Genomic DNA, 15,116 nt, shown 5'->3' on the forward strand with positions numbered 1-15,116 from the left:
AAGCAAGATGCTTTCATGGGTAGACATTATCAAGCTTATTCAATCGTATCAAAGTCAATGCGGACCGTTTCAAAACGAACCCGCCCAGCTTGAATCGCTTGCGCAATGGCAACTTGTCCTTTGGTTAACCTCGCCCCACCGCTTTTAATATCAATGAGAACAATTTCAATATCTTCTGCTCTTCCCTCACCATCACGCAGGTCGGTATAACCATCAAAGACCACATAGTCAACAGGATCACCCAAAAACTTGGCATCGCTGGGTAAGTATTCAAACTGCGGCATAATCGGTGCCAGTTGCTCCGCCATTTTACCTTTGAGCACTGCACGACTGGTATTGACACTGCGCTTTTGTGCTTGAGCCAAAGCCTGCTGATGCTCTAGTTCTAATTCGGCAATATAGCGCTCATATTCTGCTTTGATGCGTCCATTTCGGCTGTGACTTAAAATAAGGGTGGTCAAGACCACACCAATTGCTGCACCGATCAACATTGCCATCCATATGGACATGGTTCTTTCCTAATTTTGTGCTACAGGTAGCAAGATTTAAACTTACAACTTTGGTTTGGTGTCATATGCGACACACAAAAGAATGATATGCTAGGGGTGAGCAGAATAAAATCATTTAAGGTCATGAAAACGATATTAATCGCCAACCAAAAAGGTGGCTGTGGCAAAACGATAACCGCAATCAATTTAGCTTCGGCACTCGCACAAAAAGGTTATAAAGTGGCTTTGGCCGATGCCGATAATCAAAAATCTGCTCGTCAGTGGTTAAAACAGCGTCCAGAGCAAGTGGCGCATATTCAAAGTTTAGATTGGCGCCATGAGAAATCGATTGGTGAAGTGCCTAAAAATATTGAATATTTAATTATCGATGCACCAGGTGCACTGTCTGGTGAGCATGCCGAACAACTGGTCAGTGAGGCGCACGCGATTGTGACCCCACTGCAACCCTCGTTTTTTGATATTGACAGTACCCGTCGTTTTTTAAAGCATTTACAAGATATTAAACGCATTCGTAAAGGCAAAGTGCAAATTTTGCTTTTGGCCAATCGGGTCAAAGCCAACAGCGCCAGTGCCAAAGACATCCAAGATTTTTTTGCGAAAATTGAACAACAACCTGTAGCGTGGATTTCAGAACGCACCGCGTATGGCCAATTGGCAATGCAAGGTTTAAGCGTATTTGATAAAACACAAAAGAATTATCTCTCCATTCAAAGCCAATGGCAACCGTTGCTCAACGCCATTGTCGATGACCCAAGTGCTTGGTTCTAAAATATTTTGCTATAGATAAAACGGGGTTATTCCATATTTATAGTCGGTTATTCACGAGAACTTACCAAGGGTACGTTCTCGTGCGCATTTTTTTCAGTTAATATGACTTTGACCTTAGAGATATAGCAGTGAATACCGTGCAACGATACGCACCAGCCTTACAAAAAGTATTGTTATTTGGACTGATTTTTATTCTGTTCTATTTGAGCTTTCAAGTCCTGAAATACTTTATTGTACCTGTGCTTTGGGCTGCGATTATTGCCTACATCACATGGCCTTTATATCACTCAGTGCAGAAACTCTGTGGACCACGTCCAACCTTAAGTGCCACCATCATGATCAGTATGGTGGTGTTAGTTGTCGGTATCCCGCTGACCTTTGCCATTTTTATGCTGCAGCATGAAGGCCGTAATCTGTTTTATGAATTGCAAAGACAATTGTTCTCAGGTCATTTAGATGTTCCGCAATTTATTCGGGATTTGCCGATTATTGGTAAAGAAGTCACTCGTACTTTAAAAGAAATCAATACCGATCCGAACAGTATTGTGCAGAATGTCTCGGGCTGGTTTCAAAGCCATTTAAATTATGGTCGTTTGGTACTGAGTGAAATTAGTAAGAATATTTTTAAACTCTGTTTTGCGGTGATGTCGTTATTCTTCTTCTATCGTGACGGACAAACCATTTTAAATCAGGTCAGTAAAGCGCTGGAAATGGTGATTGGCCCACGTATCCACCACTATTTAGACACCATTTCTGAAACAACACGTGCTGTGGTCTATGGGGTTGGTCTGACTGCAATTGCGCAAGCACTCTTGGCAGGCCTAAGCTATTTTGTTGCTGGTGTCCCAAACCCAATGGTACTGACCATTGTAACCTTTATCTTTGCACTCATTCCTTTTGGCCCTCCTGTGGCATATAGTGCCGTGTCTTTATGGTTATTCTCTCAAGGGCAGACTATTGAAGCGATTGGAGTGATGGTATGGGGGGTTTGTGTGGTCAGCACAGCAGACAATGTGATTCGCCCATTGGTGATCTCAGGTGCAACGCAAATTCCATTCTTACTCATTATGTTTGGTGTATTGGGTGGTTTAGCCAGCTTTGGTATGGTCGGTTTATTTGTCGGACCTGTGATCCTAGCGGTACTGTTAGCCATTTGGCGCGAATGGCTACATGAACAAGTCAATGAACCCCTAATGATGCCGAAAGCAACTTTGGCTTATGATCCACCTGAAGAGCCTTAAGATACGCCCAAAAAATAAGTTCAGTGAAATGACTTGAACGCATACATTCCTCGAAAGTATGCGTTTTTTTATATCAGATACAAAAACACTCTACGGACAACATTGAACAGAAGCCCTGCCTTTGTTTGAATGGTTCTGAATTTTAAGGAAAAAAGGATCCAACATGTTGTCTTCTGCTTTCAAACTAAGCGCACTTGTGACTTTAATCGGTTTAGGGACTGTGGCATGTACCACTACACCTACTGAAACCAACACGATAGTCAAAGACGTCGATGTACACGCTGTTTCAACTACAGGTGTGGGACAAAAAATTGGCACCATTCGTTTTATTGATAGCCCTGTTGGTTTAGCAATTCAAACCAATTTGACTCAACTTCCACCTGGCCCACACGGTTTTCATATCCATGAAAAAGGTTCGTGTGATGTGGCTGAAAAAGAAGGAAAACCTGTGGCTGCTTTAGCCGCTGGGGGACACTTTAACCCAGAAAAAGCGCCAAACCACGGCACACCACTCAATGGCCATATGGGTGATTTACCAATCTTGAATGTCGACTCAGCAGGTAATGCAAAAGTCAATTTACTCGCTCCTCGCTTAAGTTTAGCTGACGTTGAGGGCTTAGCGGTGATGGTACATGCAGGTGGTGATAACTATTCAGACACCCCTAAACCACTTGGCGGTGGCGGTGACCGTATTGCGTGTGGCGTAATTAAATAAATCTATTATCCCATGCAGTGTGAATAAAGTAGTGTTTTGAACTCGCACATGTGGATAAGTTTCGACTTATACACACAATGCAGCGGAGCCATGATCCGCTGCATTTTTATTGTCATAGGCGAATTTTTCATGCAATGGAGCACCGCATTAAATTGACAGTGCCCTGAAAAAAGTTCAGGCTAAAACCAAAATAAAACTAAGCCTAGACTATTACATCGTGAACAATCTTCGTCAGTGGTTTCAGTCCTTTCAGTCCAATGCAATTTTTATGTATTGCTTGCAAATTTTGATTGTGCTGAGTGGCACAACCTTAGGTTTATATTTTTTAGGACTACAACAGCTTATTGTTCCGACCACATTAGGTGCAATTGCAACAGCCCTGACCGACTTCGATGACCGGCTCAGCATTCGTCTCAGAAACCTTGCCTATGTCTGTATCTTGTTCTTTAGTGTTAGTAGCATTTTAGATTTTTTACATCCTTATAAATTCTTTTTCATCTTATATTTATCACTGTCTAGTGCTTGTTTTATTTTACTGGGGGCACTGGGGCAACGCTATGCAGCAATGAGCTTTGGTACCATTTTACTTTCCCTATACAGTATGTTTGGCCTAGGTGAATATTCGGCTTGGTACTTTCAACCCGGTTGTTTTATCTTGGGAGCATTGTGGTATGGCTGTACCGCTATTGTGTTTTATATTCTTAAACCCACCTTGGCCGTTCAGGACAACTTAACCCGCTGTTTTAATCAAGTTGCCGATTTGCTCAACGCAAAAGCACGTCTATTCGACCCAGACAATCGAGACAATGTAGAAGCGCTGCTCTATGATTTATCCTTACAAAACAGTACTGTGGTGCAAAGTTTTAACCACACCAAAAGCTCACTACTGACGCGACTAAAAGCATCTCGCGCCAACCAAAATACAATTTATTGGCTCAACCTCTACTTTCTCGTTCAAGACATTCATGAACAAGCCAGCTCTAATTATTTACACTATGAGCAGTTACATCAAAACTTTAGCCGAACTGACCTCATTTTTCGTATTCAAAAAAATATTCGGCTGCAAGCTCTTGCCTGTCAGGCTTTGGCACGGTGTATCTTAACCAATCAAACCTATGTATCAGATCCAACGACCACTCAGGCGTTGCTGAATTTACACAGTTCCATGCAGGATTGGGTTCGAGATCATCCACACAATATTGAAGTCAAAAACCTACAACTGATTTTAAACAATTTAGATAGTGTGCATGAACGTTTTCAGCACCTCAACGAACTACAATCGCGCCAAGAACAGCGTTATCAGCAGCATATTGATAACCTCAATTTATATGATGATGATATCCATGATTGGCATGATCTGTGGCTCAAACTCAGTCAACATCTCACCCCCCAATCCGCACTGTTTCGCCATGCTGTACGCATCGCCTTTGTCTTTGCTGTAGGTTATGGCATCTCTCTTTTGCCCTTTGCGCAACATGGCTATTGGATTTTGCTCACCAGTTTATTTGTTTGCCAAATGCGTTATTTCGCCACCAAAAGTCGCTTAAAAATGCGAACCTTAGGCACAATTTTGGGCGTTGTTTTAGGGATTCCGCTGCTGTATTTCGTCCCAAGTATTGAAGGACAACTGCTACTAACCATTATTTTTGGCGTGTGTTTTTTCTATCTCAGTTCCAAGAAATATGCCATGGCGACCCTGATGGCAACACTCATGGTACTGCTGATCTTTAATTTAAAAGGTGCAGGCTATGCCATTATTTTACCGCGAATTATAGACACCCTCATTGGTTGTGCCATTGCTTGGTTCGCAGTGAGTTTTATTTGGCCCGATTGGGACTTCCGCAATATTTCCAACACCATAAAAAAAGCATCCGATGCAACCCTCAACTATTTCAATGCCATCTGTGAACAATATCAACACGGCAAAAATAATAGTCTGGCTTACCGCAGTGCGCGTCGTACTGCGCATAATGCCCAAACCGAACTGGCGAACATGATTTCTAGTCTCAGTACCGAGCCCAATCCAAACCCAGAACTGATACATCATGCTTTTCGCTACTTGGTATATAGCCACAGTCAACTCAGTTATATTTCTGCTTTGGGAAGTCACCGAGAATTGGTGCAGGATACGCAGGTGCTGGAACTCATGTTGTGGTGTCAAAATACGTTGAATCATGTACTACTCCATCAGCAGGCATTAGCTGAACTCGACATCCAGCAGAAACTGGCAGAGATTAAACGCCTAAATGCGCAAGAAACAATGAGTCAGAATTTACACTTGGTCCTCAAACAAATCAGTCTACTACTGGAAACCTTGCCTGAATTGCTGAAGTTAAAAACTGAACTGCTGGCCCGAGACATTAAATAAAACGGACGACACAACGACTATCTTTAAATGGTTCATGATGTACGGGTGTATTGTGGTTCATTTTTATCTGGTTCTTGCGTACACTCGAGCTTCATTCTCATAGATTTTTTGACCATGAACATTCAGACATTACGTGTTGTAGGATTTTTAGAAGGGATTTCTTTTTTACTGTTGTTATTCGTTGCGATGCCAATGAAATACATCTTTGATAACCCGATCCTAGTCAAATACGTGGGTATGGGCCATGGCGTATTATTTATCTTGTTTTTAATTGTGCTGTTTGTGGTCTGTGAAAAGCAAAAATGGTCTTTGAAGATGTTTATTTTAGGTTTGATTGCTTCGATCTTACCTTTTGGACCTTTTGTGTTTGATGCCAAAATTAAAAAATTAGAACCTGAGCAAGCTGAAGCCTAAGTTTAAAAAACTGGCTTTAAAAAGGATTTTTTAAAGCCTTAATAAAAAAGCGCCCATTCAAATGAATGCGCGCTTTTTTATGATGTGCACTTCGCTGAATTCAGCGAATAAATCTTAGTAAACACCACGCTCAAGACGTTTTTGCATCACTTTTTTCACGGTCACACGTGGAAAGCTAAACCAAAGTGCAATCAAAATGAGGCAGACCAAACTGTAGGCCCAAAGACCAAATGCCACATAAGCCACGCGAACCAGTTCAATCACGAAGAAGAACGTAAACATCATCAGTACCGAAACGGCTGCGGCAACCGTCCCTTTGGACACTTCCGATGACATCAAAGCAAAGCGATATAACACAGAAAAACTGATACCTTCGCCAAAGCTCACCAAAGTCATCCCCACAATCAGTAACGGCAAGAAATAACTTTGGAAAATGGTGCCAAGCACCACCAACAGCGTACCGACGAACATCAAAGGTAAACCGAGTAACACAGTTTTACCGAGTGCCATTTTGTCGATGACTTTAATCAGTACAATGTTGCCCAGAATGAGACCACCCAAGACGGGGAACTGCGCCAAGCCATATTGCATACTGCTTAAGCCAAGTTCCTCTACCAAGATCACAGGTGAAAGTGCGATCCACAACATCAACGGCATGGCCACCATAGGCAAACCAAAGGTGAGCGCCAAAAAAGTCTTATTTTTATAGACCGTTTTATAGTCATCCCAAATATAGTGCAGCGGCTTTTTAGAATGACGCTGTTGTGTCGCAGGCATTTTGGCTTTTAAACCAAACCAACTTAAAAAAGCCAAAAAGGCGATGCCAATAAAGCCCCAATGCCATGACACATGGTCAATCATAAACGCGCCCACTACTGGGCCTAGCAGCGGTGCCAGCAAAGAAATATTGGCCATGAGTGCCATGACTTTAATGGCATCACGCTCTTCAAAACTTTCCTGTACTGCGGCATAACCCACAGCAGAAATCATCGATAGCCCCACGCCTTGTAAGAAGCGGAGCGCCAAAAAAGACTCAATGTTTTGAGTGAGTAAAATCGCGAGGCAAGTCAGCACGAAAAATGCCACACCTGCGAGCAACACTTTTTTACGGCCTAAACGGTCTGAGAGTGGTCCAAGCAGCCACGCGACACAAGCACCGCCCAGTAAGTAAAAGGACATAGAGGATGGCGCCCACGCACTACTTACCCCAAAATCTTGGGTAATCGCGAGCATAGCAGGCTGGACTAAATCGTTACCGATATAGACCGAAAATTCGAATAAAACCAATGCCAAAGGAAACATCAATGTGGCACGGCTTAACTTTAAAGTTTGTACGTTTTGCATTGTTATCTATATATAAAATGCGTACAAGCCTGAGCAAAGTCAGTTAGAGGGAGAGACGACTAAGCCCAATGGCAAGCACTGTAAAATTGAATAAAAAATGTAATGGGTGCGAGAAATGCACACTGGTTTTACGCTGTATTCACAAAGCGTTTTTAGAAAAGGTGTTATTAAAATAGACCGAGCGGTGACACCGACAAAGCTCAGTTAAGCTATTTTAGCAGTGTTGCATCTGTTTGTATTGTTACTTTTTTAAGTTTCATCTGTCACATTTGGTTTTGTATTAGGCGCAATAAAATGCCCTTGTTTTAAGTCCTCATACGCCTGTAAAACTTCGGTGAAGGTGTTCATGACAAAATAACCTCGTCCATAAATCGGTTCATTTAAAGGCTGCCCACTGAGTAATAAAAAAGCGCTGTCTTGTACCGCTTTTATTTCAAAGTCCTCACCATGATTGGACATGACTGCCATCTGCTGTGCTTCTATCATTTCTCCGCTATTGAGCTGAAGACGACCACTACGAATATACAGCAGTGTCGTCTCACCTTCCGATACAGGTAAAACTGTTTTCGTACCCGCTGTAAGCTGAACATCCAACACGTTCATAGGGCTATGTGTTTGAGCAGGCCCTATCTGGTTTTCATAAATCCCTGCAATCACCCTGACCGTTCCTTGAGCTTTCGCCAACTCAAGCTTTGGAATGGCTTCATGACTCAAGTGCTGATAACGTGCAGAATTCATTTTGTCTTTGGCAGGTAGGTTGACCCACAACTGGATCATTTCAAATGCCCCGCCTGTTTTGGAAAATGCCTCACTAAATACTTCTTCGTGCAGTACTCCAGCCCCTGCTGTCATCCACTGTACATCCCCTGCCCTAATCACACCGCCACCACCTGTAGAGTCCTGATGGGCAAGTTCACCTTGATAAACAATAGTTACGGTTTCAAAGCCACGATGCGGATGTTCACTCACGCCCTTTTTTAAGCGAGTTGGTTGTAAATAACTCGGGCCTATATGATCAAGCAATAGAAAAGGTGAAACCGAATTCCCCAGTTCATAGTGTGAAAACACGGAGATGACTGGGGCAAAGTCACCTACAGCCGTCCGTGTACTTTCTGAGTGAATAAAGGCAAGGGTTTTCATGATTTAATAATCCACCAACCAAACTAAGTACCATAGAAGTGTTGTTTTAAACTGAAACTATACTCTGTAAGATATTGCTGTAACTTTTCTAAATCATTGGTCGACTGAATTGGCTGTGTATTGAGCACTTCAATTTTACATTCTAATAACTTTAAAATTTTAGTTTGCTCAACCTCTGGTAACTGTGCTTTTTCTTTTTGTTGTTTCTTAATTTCTAAATAGTCTTCAGCCCAATGCCGTAAGGGGTCATCTGCACTAATTTGATCAAACAACTCTGTAATCTGTAACTCAGGCATGATTTGTTGAGTTGCTAATTCAGCTGACATTAAACCTCGAATTGAGTAAAACACTTTCTTATAAGTAAAATTATCTGCTGTCTGCATCACTTGCATCCCACCTTTCGCAAGAGATAAATAGTGATAATACAATGCTTTATAATCTACTCGATTCAATAATCCATCTCTAAAATTTTCCCATTCTGGAAATGCATTAAAATAAACAATATGAGCGCGTACCCATTCCAAAACTGTTGGGTTACTTTTGGCAATTAAACCAAACATTTTGTTCAAATCGAATGAGACAAAATCGAAATCGCCGTCCATGATTTCAATAAGATCACGATGTTGGCGATAGTCATAATATTGCTCCTTAGACGGCAGATGCACACCTCTTACATCATAATCACTATCTGGACTTGCCATTCCCCATAGACGGCTACCGCTTTCAATATAAAATAATGGATGTTCATCTCTGTTTTCGAATAAGTTTTGAATTTCTTGTTGGATGTTCATTCTGTTCACATTTTTGGGGGCAATCTAAAGCTTTTATATCACTAATTTCAGTAAAATCAGGTTTTTTATCAGAAACTATCTTGTCTTTTTTCATCCACAGCTCAACTAAAAAATAGAAAAGGTTTTTGCCTATACCGCCCCAAAAAGCAAAAAAGCGCATCAACCGATACGCTTTTTATGAGGCAGACTTGTCTAAAGTTCAACCATAAATCAAAGATTTATTATGAACACTTCGCTGTTTGGAAGTTCTTGGTATTTTTACCGCGCGCACACTGGTAAGAGGTTTTTGTCGCAGTTTTTTCCCAGTCACCATCGACCAACTTAAAGTTATACACGGTACGCACCGACTTCACCGAGTCATCCAACAAACCCGTTTCAGTCACTTTGACTTCTGCCGCAGTTGGAGACTCCACTGTATTAAAGTACTGACGGATTTCAACCGTAGCCAACTCATTACGCAAATCTGGGCGCTCTTTAAGTACCTGAGTCAAAGGCGTATCAGATGTACCTACGCCTACTTTATTGACCAAATTCTTTGTCGTCGCACAACCTGACAATAATCCCACACATACGGCTGAAGCTAAAATAAGACGCAACATAAATCCCACCCAAAATTCATTATTTATCAGTCCATCATGCCTTTTTTAGGCCTATTACACTATTTAGTAAATGTAATTCAGTTCCTTCAGCCATAAAAAAGCGCATCACCATGGATGCGCTTTTAAAACCCAATTCGAACTTAAAGGTCGAATAATTTACCTGGGTTCATAATCCCGTTTGGATCGAAAACTTGCTTCAATGCCTTCATATATTCAATCTCTTCCGCCGAACGCGTGTAGTCAAGGTATGGCTTTTTGGTCATACCTACACCGTGCTCCGCAGAAATTGAACCGTCGTATTTTTTTACAGTTTCAAAGACATATTTATTCACCACCTGACATTTGGCAAAGAATTCGTCTTTGCTTAAGTCAGCCGGTTTTAAAATATTTAAGTGTAAATTACCGTCACCAATATGACCGAACCAGCAGATCTCAAAGTCTGGGTAGTTGCTTGCCACAATCGCATCAATTTCTTTAATAAATGCAGGTACATGCGTAATCAAAACTGAAATGTCGTTTTTGTATGGTGTAAATGGAGCAATCGACTCAGAAATGTCTTCACGTAAACGCCATAGACTTTCCACTTGATCGAGGCTTTGGCTCAACACGCCATCCAGTACCCAGCCTTGTTCCATACAGTGCTCAAAAATTTCCATCGCCTTGTCCATAATTGGCTCAAATGGCGCTTCAAATTCTAACAACACATAAAATGGACATTCGGTTTCGAATGGACGTTGTACATGACCATGTGCCAACACTTTTTGCATTGCCAGTTCACCAAAGAACTCAAATGCCGTCAGGTCAATTTTTGCTTGGAAAGCATGCAGTACAGGCATCACCGCATCAAAGTCAGGCACGCCCAATACCATTACTTGAAGGTCTTGCGGTTGGCGTTCCAGTTTGATTTCAGCTTCAGTCACTAAGCCCAGTGTACCTTCGCCACCAATGAATAAATGTTGCAGCGCATAACCAGTTGCATTTTTGATCATGCCTTTGTTTAGACGCAGCACATCACCCTTACCCGTGACTACGGTTAAACCAAGTACCCAGTTACGCGTCATGCCGTATTTAATGACCTTAATACCGCCTGCATTGGTGCCAATGTTTCCACCAATTTGACTCGAACCCGCAGAAGCAAAATCGACTGGGTAATACATGCCTTGCTCTTCAGCATAGTTTTGCAGCTGTTCAGTCACCACGCCTGCTTGGACTCGAACCATACGGTCTGCTGGGAAGAATTCCAAGATTTGGTTCATCTTGTCCATGCTCACCACAATTTCACCGTTGGCAGCGACTGCACCAGCAGATAAGCCAGTACGACCACCTGATGGTGTAATCGCAACATTAAACTCATTTGCAAGTTTCACAACCGCTTGCACTTGTTCCGTGCTCGATGGAAAAACGATGACTGACGGGTTTGGATCAAAATGTTTGGTATGATCGCGTCCCCAATTTTCAAGGCTATCCGCATCGGTTTTAATGCGGTTTTCACCTACAATTGCTGTCAATTGGGTCAATAACTCTGGGGTTAAAGCGACTGGAGCATTCATCGTTTTCAGACCTTGCAAGAAGTAAACAAGTTGTTTGTGGCGCTAGGGTTCTCTGCATGAAAAGCGCTTTATTTCAGTCTTTCCATGCCCTAAGGCTCAGGCAGTTCGTGAGGATTTAAGCAGCAGTGTGCAACTGGCTTATTTTCACGGAGTCATATTATAAGGCATTTTTTCTGTTTCCCGCAGAAAAAGCTGTTTTATTCAGGATACCTTTGAAATGATTAGTTTAATTAGACCAAAAAGACTTTTTTACGCACCATAGAGGCTAAAAATACCCAGCAGAGTCCGCATAAAGGAAATGTATATCGGGCGCAGTACGTGCTATTATATCGCCACTAAATTTGGCCTTTGTAGCGGAGCCGTAATGAGCCAACATCTTTCACTTCCTAAAGATAAAATTCGTTTCTTGTTGTTAGAAGGCGTTCACCAAAACGCAATCGACACACTAAATGCTGCCGGATACACCAACATCGATTATCGTAAAACTGCGCTTGAAGGTGAAGCGTTGAAAGAAGCGATTAAAGATGCACATTTCATTGGTATTCGTTCCCGTACACAACTCACTGAAGAAGTGTTTGAAGCAGCGAATAAATTAATCGCTGTTGGTTGTTTCTGTATTGGTACCAACCAAGTGAACTTAAATGCTGCGATGGTTCGTGGTATTCCAGTATTTAACGCACCATACTCAAATACACGTTCAGTGGCTGAACTTGTACTTGCTGAAGCTATTCTTCTTCTTCGCCGTGTACCTGAAAAATCGACAGATACACATGCAGGCGGTTGGAACAAGTCAGCTGTTGGTTCGTTCGAAACTCGTGGCAAAACTTTAGGGATTGTCGGTTACGGTTCAATCGGTTCACAACTTTCTGTCCTTGCTGAAAGCTTAGGTATGAAAGTGATCTACTTCGACACAGTAACAAAACTACCATTAGGTAATGCACGTCAAGTCGGTAGCTTAAACGAACTTTTAGCCAATGCTGATGTTGTTTCTTTGCATGTACCTGATGTTCCGTCTACACGTAACTTCATGACCAAAGAAAAATTTGCACAAATGAAAGAAGGTGCAATCTTCATCAATGCTGCACGTGGTACATGTGTCGTGATTGAAGACTTAGCAGATGCCTTGAAATCAGGTCATGTTGCTGGTGCTGCGGTTGACGTGTTCCCGAAAGAACCAAAAGCCAATGGTGAAGAATTCATTTCTCCACTACGTAACATTCCAAACGTGATCTTAACCCCTCACGTAGGTGGTTCGACCATGGAAGCGCAAGCGAACATTGGTTTAGAAGTGGCTGAGAAATTCGTTTCTTATTCAGATAAAGGCATGACTTTATCTGCGGTGAACTTCCCAGAAATCGCGTTACCGTTGACCGAAGGTAAACACCGTTTACTTCACATCCACAAAAACGTGCCAGGCGTGTTGTCAAAAATCAACAACTTGTTTGCTGAACACGGCATCAACATTTCAGGTCAGTCTCTCATGACCAAAGGTGATGTGGGTTACTTGGTAATGGATGTAGATGCAACAGCATCTCAAGAAGCTTTAGATACTCTACAAGACGTTGAAGGCACAATCCGCGTTCGCGTATTGTTCTAATTCGACTCTTTTTAAAAACCACAGCTGCCAAGCTGTGGTTTTTTTATTTTTGAATACTTGTTAAAATTTTATGTGCGACCCAAGCACATTCTCCGCTACTTTTTGCAAGTATTCATTTCTCTATCTAGTATTCTAATAATGCCAAATCTAAAAAGTACTCCCCACCTCCAAGCTACCTTTTTATTGCTGATTGCAATGCTTAGCTTGCAAAGTAGTGGTTCACTGGCCAAAGTGCTGTTCGATCAATTTCCCATTTTAACTGTTTCCGCCATGCGCTTGCTGTTGGGATCAATCATCTTGGCCGTGCTGTTTAAAATTTGGCAGGTTGATTTTAAGCAAGTCAAATATAAAGCCATTCTCAGCTATGGTTTTGCTTTGGCAGGCATGAACCTATTGTTTTATTTATCCATTGCTCGCCTGCCGCTCGGCATTGCAGTGTCGTTTGAGTTTATTGGCCCACTCAGTGTTGCTCTGTTTTATGCCAAACAACGCTTTGACTTTGTTTGGGTCGGGCTGGCTATTTTAGGTTTGGTTTTACTGTTTCCATTCGACCAAGCTGCTCAACCTTTAGACCCTCTTGGGATCACATTTGCACTAGGTGCAGGTGCATGTTGGGCCTTGTATATCGTGGCGGGGCAGCGCCCATCGGGTGTTTCGGGCAACCATACCGTGTGCTTAGGCATGTTTGTCGGTATGCTGATATTAATGCCGCTTGCCCTATTCAGTGGTTTACCCACAAATGTGTTTAAACCCTCAAACTTGGTCTATTTCATAGCTTTGGCAGTTTTGGCTAGCGCTTTGCCTTTTAGCTTAGAAATGATTGCGCTACGCAATTTAACCGCTTTAAGTTTTGGGACGCTCATGAGCCTTGAACCTGCTATCGCAGCACTATCCGGTTTTGTCTTTCTAGGCGAGCAACTATTGTGGTCACAGTGGCTTGCGCTCAGCGTGATTATCATGGCGTCTATTGGTTGTACCTATACAACCCAGAAAAACCGAAAAGCTGCAGTTTAAACCATGTGATCCAGCATTTGAATTTAGCTTTTAAATCCAACGGCTGTATTGATTACTTTTAAATTCATGTTGTTGCATTTCAAAAAATCAGCTTATTCAGCATCCAACTTGGGTGCTGAATGGTTATACTAATCCACCTTCTTAAAATAACAGGTCGCCATGACCTGATGTGTGCATGATGCCTAATTCTCAACTGATGGCAGTGATGTTCATGGTCTTGTCCATGCTGTCCTATCAAATCAGTGCTTCTTTTGCCAAGCAGTTGATTGCTGTGTTGGATCCCCTCACCGTGGTGACCCTTAGACTGTGCTTTGCCGCAATTTTAATTGTGCTGATGTTCCGCTCATGGAGCATCATTAAACGCCTACCGCATTTAAAATGGAAAGATTTACTGAGCTATACGGCAGCCTTATGCCTCATGAATATTTTATTCTACGCTTCACTGGGTAGACTGCCGCAAGGTATTGCCGTAGGTTTAGAGTTTTTAGGCCCTTTAACTTTAGCGCTACTCTCGATCAAACAACGTCGTGATTATATTTGGGTCGGATTAGCGATTTTAGGCATTGCACTGATGGTACCGTGGCATCAAGCCAATGCAACCAACTTCTCCTTCTTAGGAGCCGCATTTGCAGTTTCAGCGGGTGCGTGCTGGGCGCTGTATATTTATTTTGGGCAAAAAGTCGTCCGTCAAAATATCGGCATGCATGCCCTCAGTATTGCTATTGTGATCTCAGCCTTGGTGCTTCTGCCGATTAGTGCCACGCATAACCATACAGCGCTAATGCAAACGGAATACTGGCCGAAAGCCTTATTGATTGCACTACTCGCCACAACCATTCCTTATGCTCTAGACCTGATGGCTTTGAAACGTTTAAGTAAACTCAGCTATGGGACGCTTTCAAGTTTATCGCCAGCTTTAGCAGCCTTGGCAGGCTGGTTATTACTGAAAGAACAAATTAGCATGTGGCAAACGTTAGCGCTAGTTTGCATTATGATTGCCTCCGTTGGTGTTACCTTTAGAGCCAAACCGCAAAGTGATGACGCGCTTTAAATCACAAAAGATGGC

At 42.3% G+C, this 15,116-nt stretch carries 14 protein-coding genes; 8 read left to right on the forward strand and 6 right to left on the reverse strand.

Annotation, left to right across the window (positions count from 1 at the left end; translation table 11 throughout):
* Window positions 1-35: 35 nt before the first annotated feature.
* Window positions 36-509, reverse strand: coding sequence for a Holliday junction resolvase-like protein (locus AXW61_RS03160; RefSeq protein WP_004691414.1), 474 nt, complete (start codon window positions 507-509; stop codon window positions 36-38).
* Window positions 510-632: 123 nt separating this feature from the next.
* Here AXW61_RS03160 and AXW61_RS03165 point away from each other — a divergent pair, with 123 nt between their 5' ends.
* From AXW61_RS03165 to AXW61_RS03185, 5 genes are all read left to right on the forward strand, one after another.
* Entirely contained in the window at window positions 633-1,277 is a 645-nt protein-coding gene (locus AXW61_RS03165) for a ParA family protein (RefSeq protein ID WP_004977991.1), read from the forward strand.
* A gap of 137 nt (window positions 1,278-1,414) precedes the next feature.
* Window positions 1,415-2,518, forward strand: a complete 1,104-nt coding sequence (locus AXW61_RS03170) for an AI-2E family transporter (RefSeq protein ID WP_171254044.1) — start codon at window positions 1,415-1,417, stop codon at window positions 2,516-2,518.
* Window positions 2,519-2,681: 163 nt separating this feature from the next.
* Window positions 2,682-3,233 carry a superoxide dismutase family protein gene (sodC, locus tag AXW61_RS03175; RefSeq protein ID WP_062032308.1) on the forward strand — a complete coding sequence of 184 codons (552 nt, stop codon included), beginning with the start codon at window positions 2,682-2,684 and terminating at the stop codon, window positions 3,231-3,233.
* 217 nt (window positions 3,234-3,450) lie between these two features.
* Window positions 3,451-5,601 carry a YccS family putative transporter gene (gene yccS / locus AXW61_RS03180; RefSeq protein WP_081408254.1) on the forward strand — a complete coding sequence of 717 codons (2,151 nt, stop codon included), beginning with the start codon at window positions 3,451-3,453 and terminating at the stop codon, window positions 5,599-5,601.
* 114 nt (window positions 5,602-5,715) lie between these two features.
* Entirely contained in the window at window positions 5,716-6,015 is a 300-nt protein-coding gene (locus AXW61_RS03185) for a DUF3817 domain-containing protein (protein ID WP_004977999.1), read from the forward strand.
* Window positions 6,016-6,129: 114 nt separating this feature from the next.
* Here AXW61_RS03185 and AXW61_RS03190 read toward each other — a convergent pair whose 3' ends face one another.
* From AXW61_RS03190 to AXW61_RS03210, 5 genes are all read right to left on the reverse strand, one after another.
* Window positions 6,130-7,359, reverse strand: a complete 1,230-nt coding sequence (locus AXW61_RS03190; RefSeq protein WP_062032313.1) for an MFS transporter — start codon at window positions 7,357-7,359, stop codon at window positions 6,130-6,132.
* 249 nt (window positions 7,360-7,608) lie between these two features.
* Window positions 7,609-8,499, reverse strand: a complete 891-nt coding sequence (locus tag AXW61_RS03195) for a pirin family protein (protein WP_062032315.1) — start codon at window positions 8,497-8,499, stop codon at window positions 7,609-7,611.
* A 23-nt stretch (window positions 8,500-8,522) separates the two neighbouring features.
* Complete coding sequence (locus AXW61_RS03200; RefSeq protein ID WP_062032318.1) at window positions 8,523-9,290, reverse strand: nucleotidyltransferase domain-containing protein; 768 nt, start codon at window positions 9,288-9,290, stop codon at window positions 8,523-8,525.
* A gap of 221 nt (window positions 9,291-9,511) precedes the next feature.
* Entirely contained in the window at window positions 9,512-9,889 is a 378-nt protein-coding gene (locus AXW61_RS03205) for a hypothetical protein (RefSeq protein WP_062032320.1), read from the reverse strand.
* A 140-nt stretch (window positions 9,890-10,029) separates the two neighbouring features.
* On the reverse strand, window positions 10,030-11,439 hold the full coding sequence (locus AXW61_RS03210) for an FAD-binding oxidoreductase (protein ID WP_004978025.1): 1,410 nt from the start codon (window positions 11,437-11,439) through the stop codon (window positions 10,030-10,032).
* A gap of 364 nt (window positions 11,440-11,803) precedes the next feature.
* Here AXW61_RS03210 and serA point away from each other — a divergent pair, with 364 nt between their 5' ends.
* The 3 genes from serA (at window position 11,804) to AXW61_RS03225 (ending at window position 15,101) form a co-directional block, all read left to right on the forward strand.
* Window positions 11,804-13,036 (forward strand): phosphoglycerate dehydrogenase, encoded by a 1,233-nt coding sequence (serA, locus tag AXW61_RS03215; RefSeq protein ID WP_004691438.1) that lies wholly within the window; start codon window positions 11,804-11,806, stop codon window positions 13,034-13,036.
* A gap of 138 nt (window positions 13,037-13,174) precedes the next feature.
* Window positions 13,175-14,050: an EamA family transporter gene (locus tag AXW61_RS03220; protein WP_062032323.1), complete on the forward strand. Its 876-nt coding sequence runs from the start codon at window positions 13,175-13,177 to the stop codon at window positions 14,048-14,050.
* 178 nt (window positions 14,051-14,228) lie between these two features.
* The gene (locus tag AXW61_RS03225; protein WP_062032325.1) at window positions 14,229-15,101 is read left to right on the forward strand and encodes an EamA family transporter; all 873 of its coding nucleotides are present in this window, start codon (window positions 14,229-14,231) and stop codon (window positions 15,099-15,101) included.
* Window positions 15,102-15,116: the final 15 nt, after the last annotated feature.

This window comes from Acinetobacter sp. BMW17, assembly GCF_001592855.1.
In the GTDB taxonomy this organism is placed as follows: Bacteria; Pseudomonadota; Gammaproteobacteria; order Pseudomonadales; family Moraxellaceae; genus Acinetobacter; species Acinetobacter johnsonii.

Bases quoted from the DNA above. Each gene is read 5' to 3' on its own strand.
- AXW61_RS03185 (WP_004977999.1), top strand. From the start codon at position 5,716: ATGAACATTCAGACATTACGTGTTGTAGGATTTTTAGAAGGGATTTCT.
- AXW61_RS03220 (WP_062032323.1), top strand. From the start codon at position 13,175: ATGCCAAATCTAAAAAGTACTCCCCACCTCCAAGCTACCTTTTTATTG.
- AXW61_RS03190 (WP_062032313.1), bottom strand. From the start codon at position 7,359: ATGCAAAACGTACAAACTTTAAAGTTAAGCCGTGCCACATTGATGTTT.
- AXW61_RS03195 (WP_062032315.1), bottom strand. From the start codon at position 8,499: ATGAAAACCCTTGCCTTTATTCACTCAGAAAGTACACGGACGGCTGTA.
- serA (WP_004691438.1), top strand. From the start codon at position 11,804: ATGAGCCAACATCTTTCACTTCCTAAAGATAAAATTCGTTTCTTGTTG.
- AXW61_RS03200 (WP_062032318.1), bottom strand. From the start codon at position 9,290: ATGAACATCCAACAAGAAATTCAAAACTTATTCGAAAACAGAGATGAA.
- AXW61_RS03210 (WP_004978025.1), bottom strand. From the start codon at position 11,439: ATGAATGCTCCAGTCGCTTTAACCCCAGAGTTATTGACCCAATTGACA.
- AXW61_RS03205 (WP_062032320.1), bottom strand. From the start codon at position 9,889: ATGTTGCGTCTTATTTTAGCTTCAGCCGTATGTGTGGGATTATTGTCA.
- AXW61_RS03165 (WP_004977991.1), top strand. From the start codon at position 633: ATGAAAACGATATTAATCGCCAACCAAAAAGGTGGCTGTGGCAAAACG.
- AXW61_RS03160 (WP_004691414.1), bottom strand. From the start codon at position 509: ATGTCCATATGGATGGCAATGTTGATCGGTGCAGCAATTGGTGTGGTC.
- sodC (WP_062032308.1), top strand. From the start codon at position 2,682: ATGTTGTCTTCTGCTTTCAAACTAAGCGCACTTGTGACTTTAATCGGT.
- AXW61_RS03225 (WP_062032325.1), top strand. From the start codon at position 14,229: ATGCCTAATTCTCAACTGATGGCAGTGATGTTCATGGTCTTGTCCATG.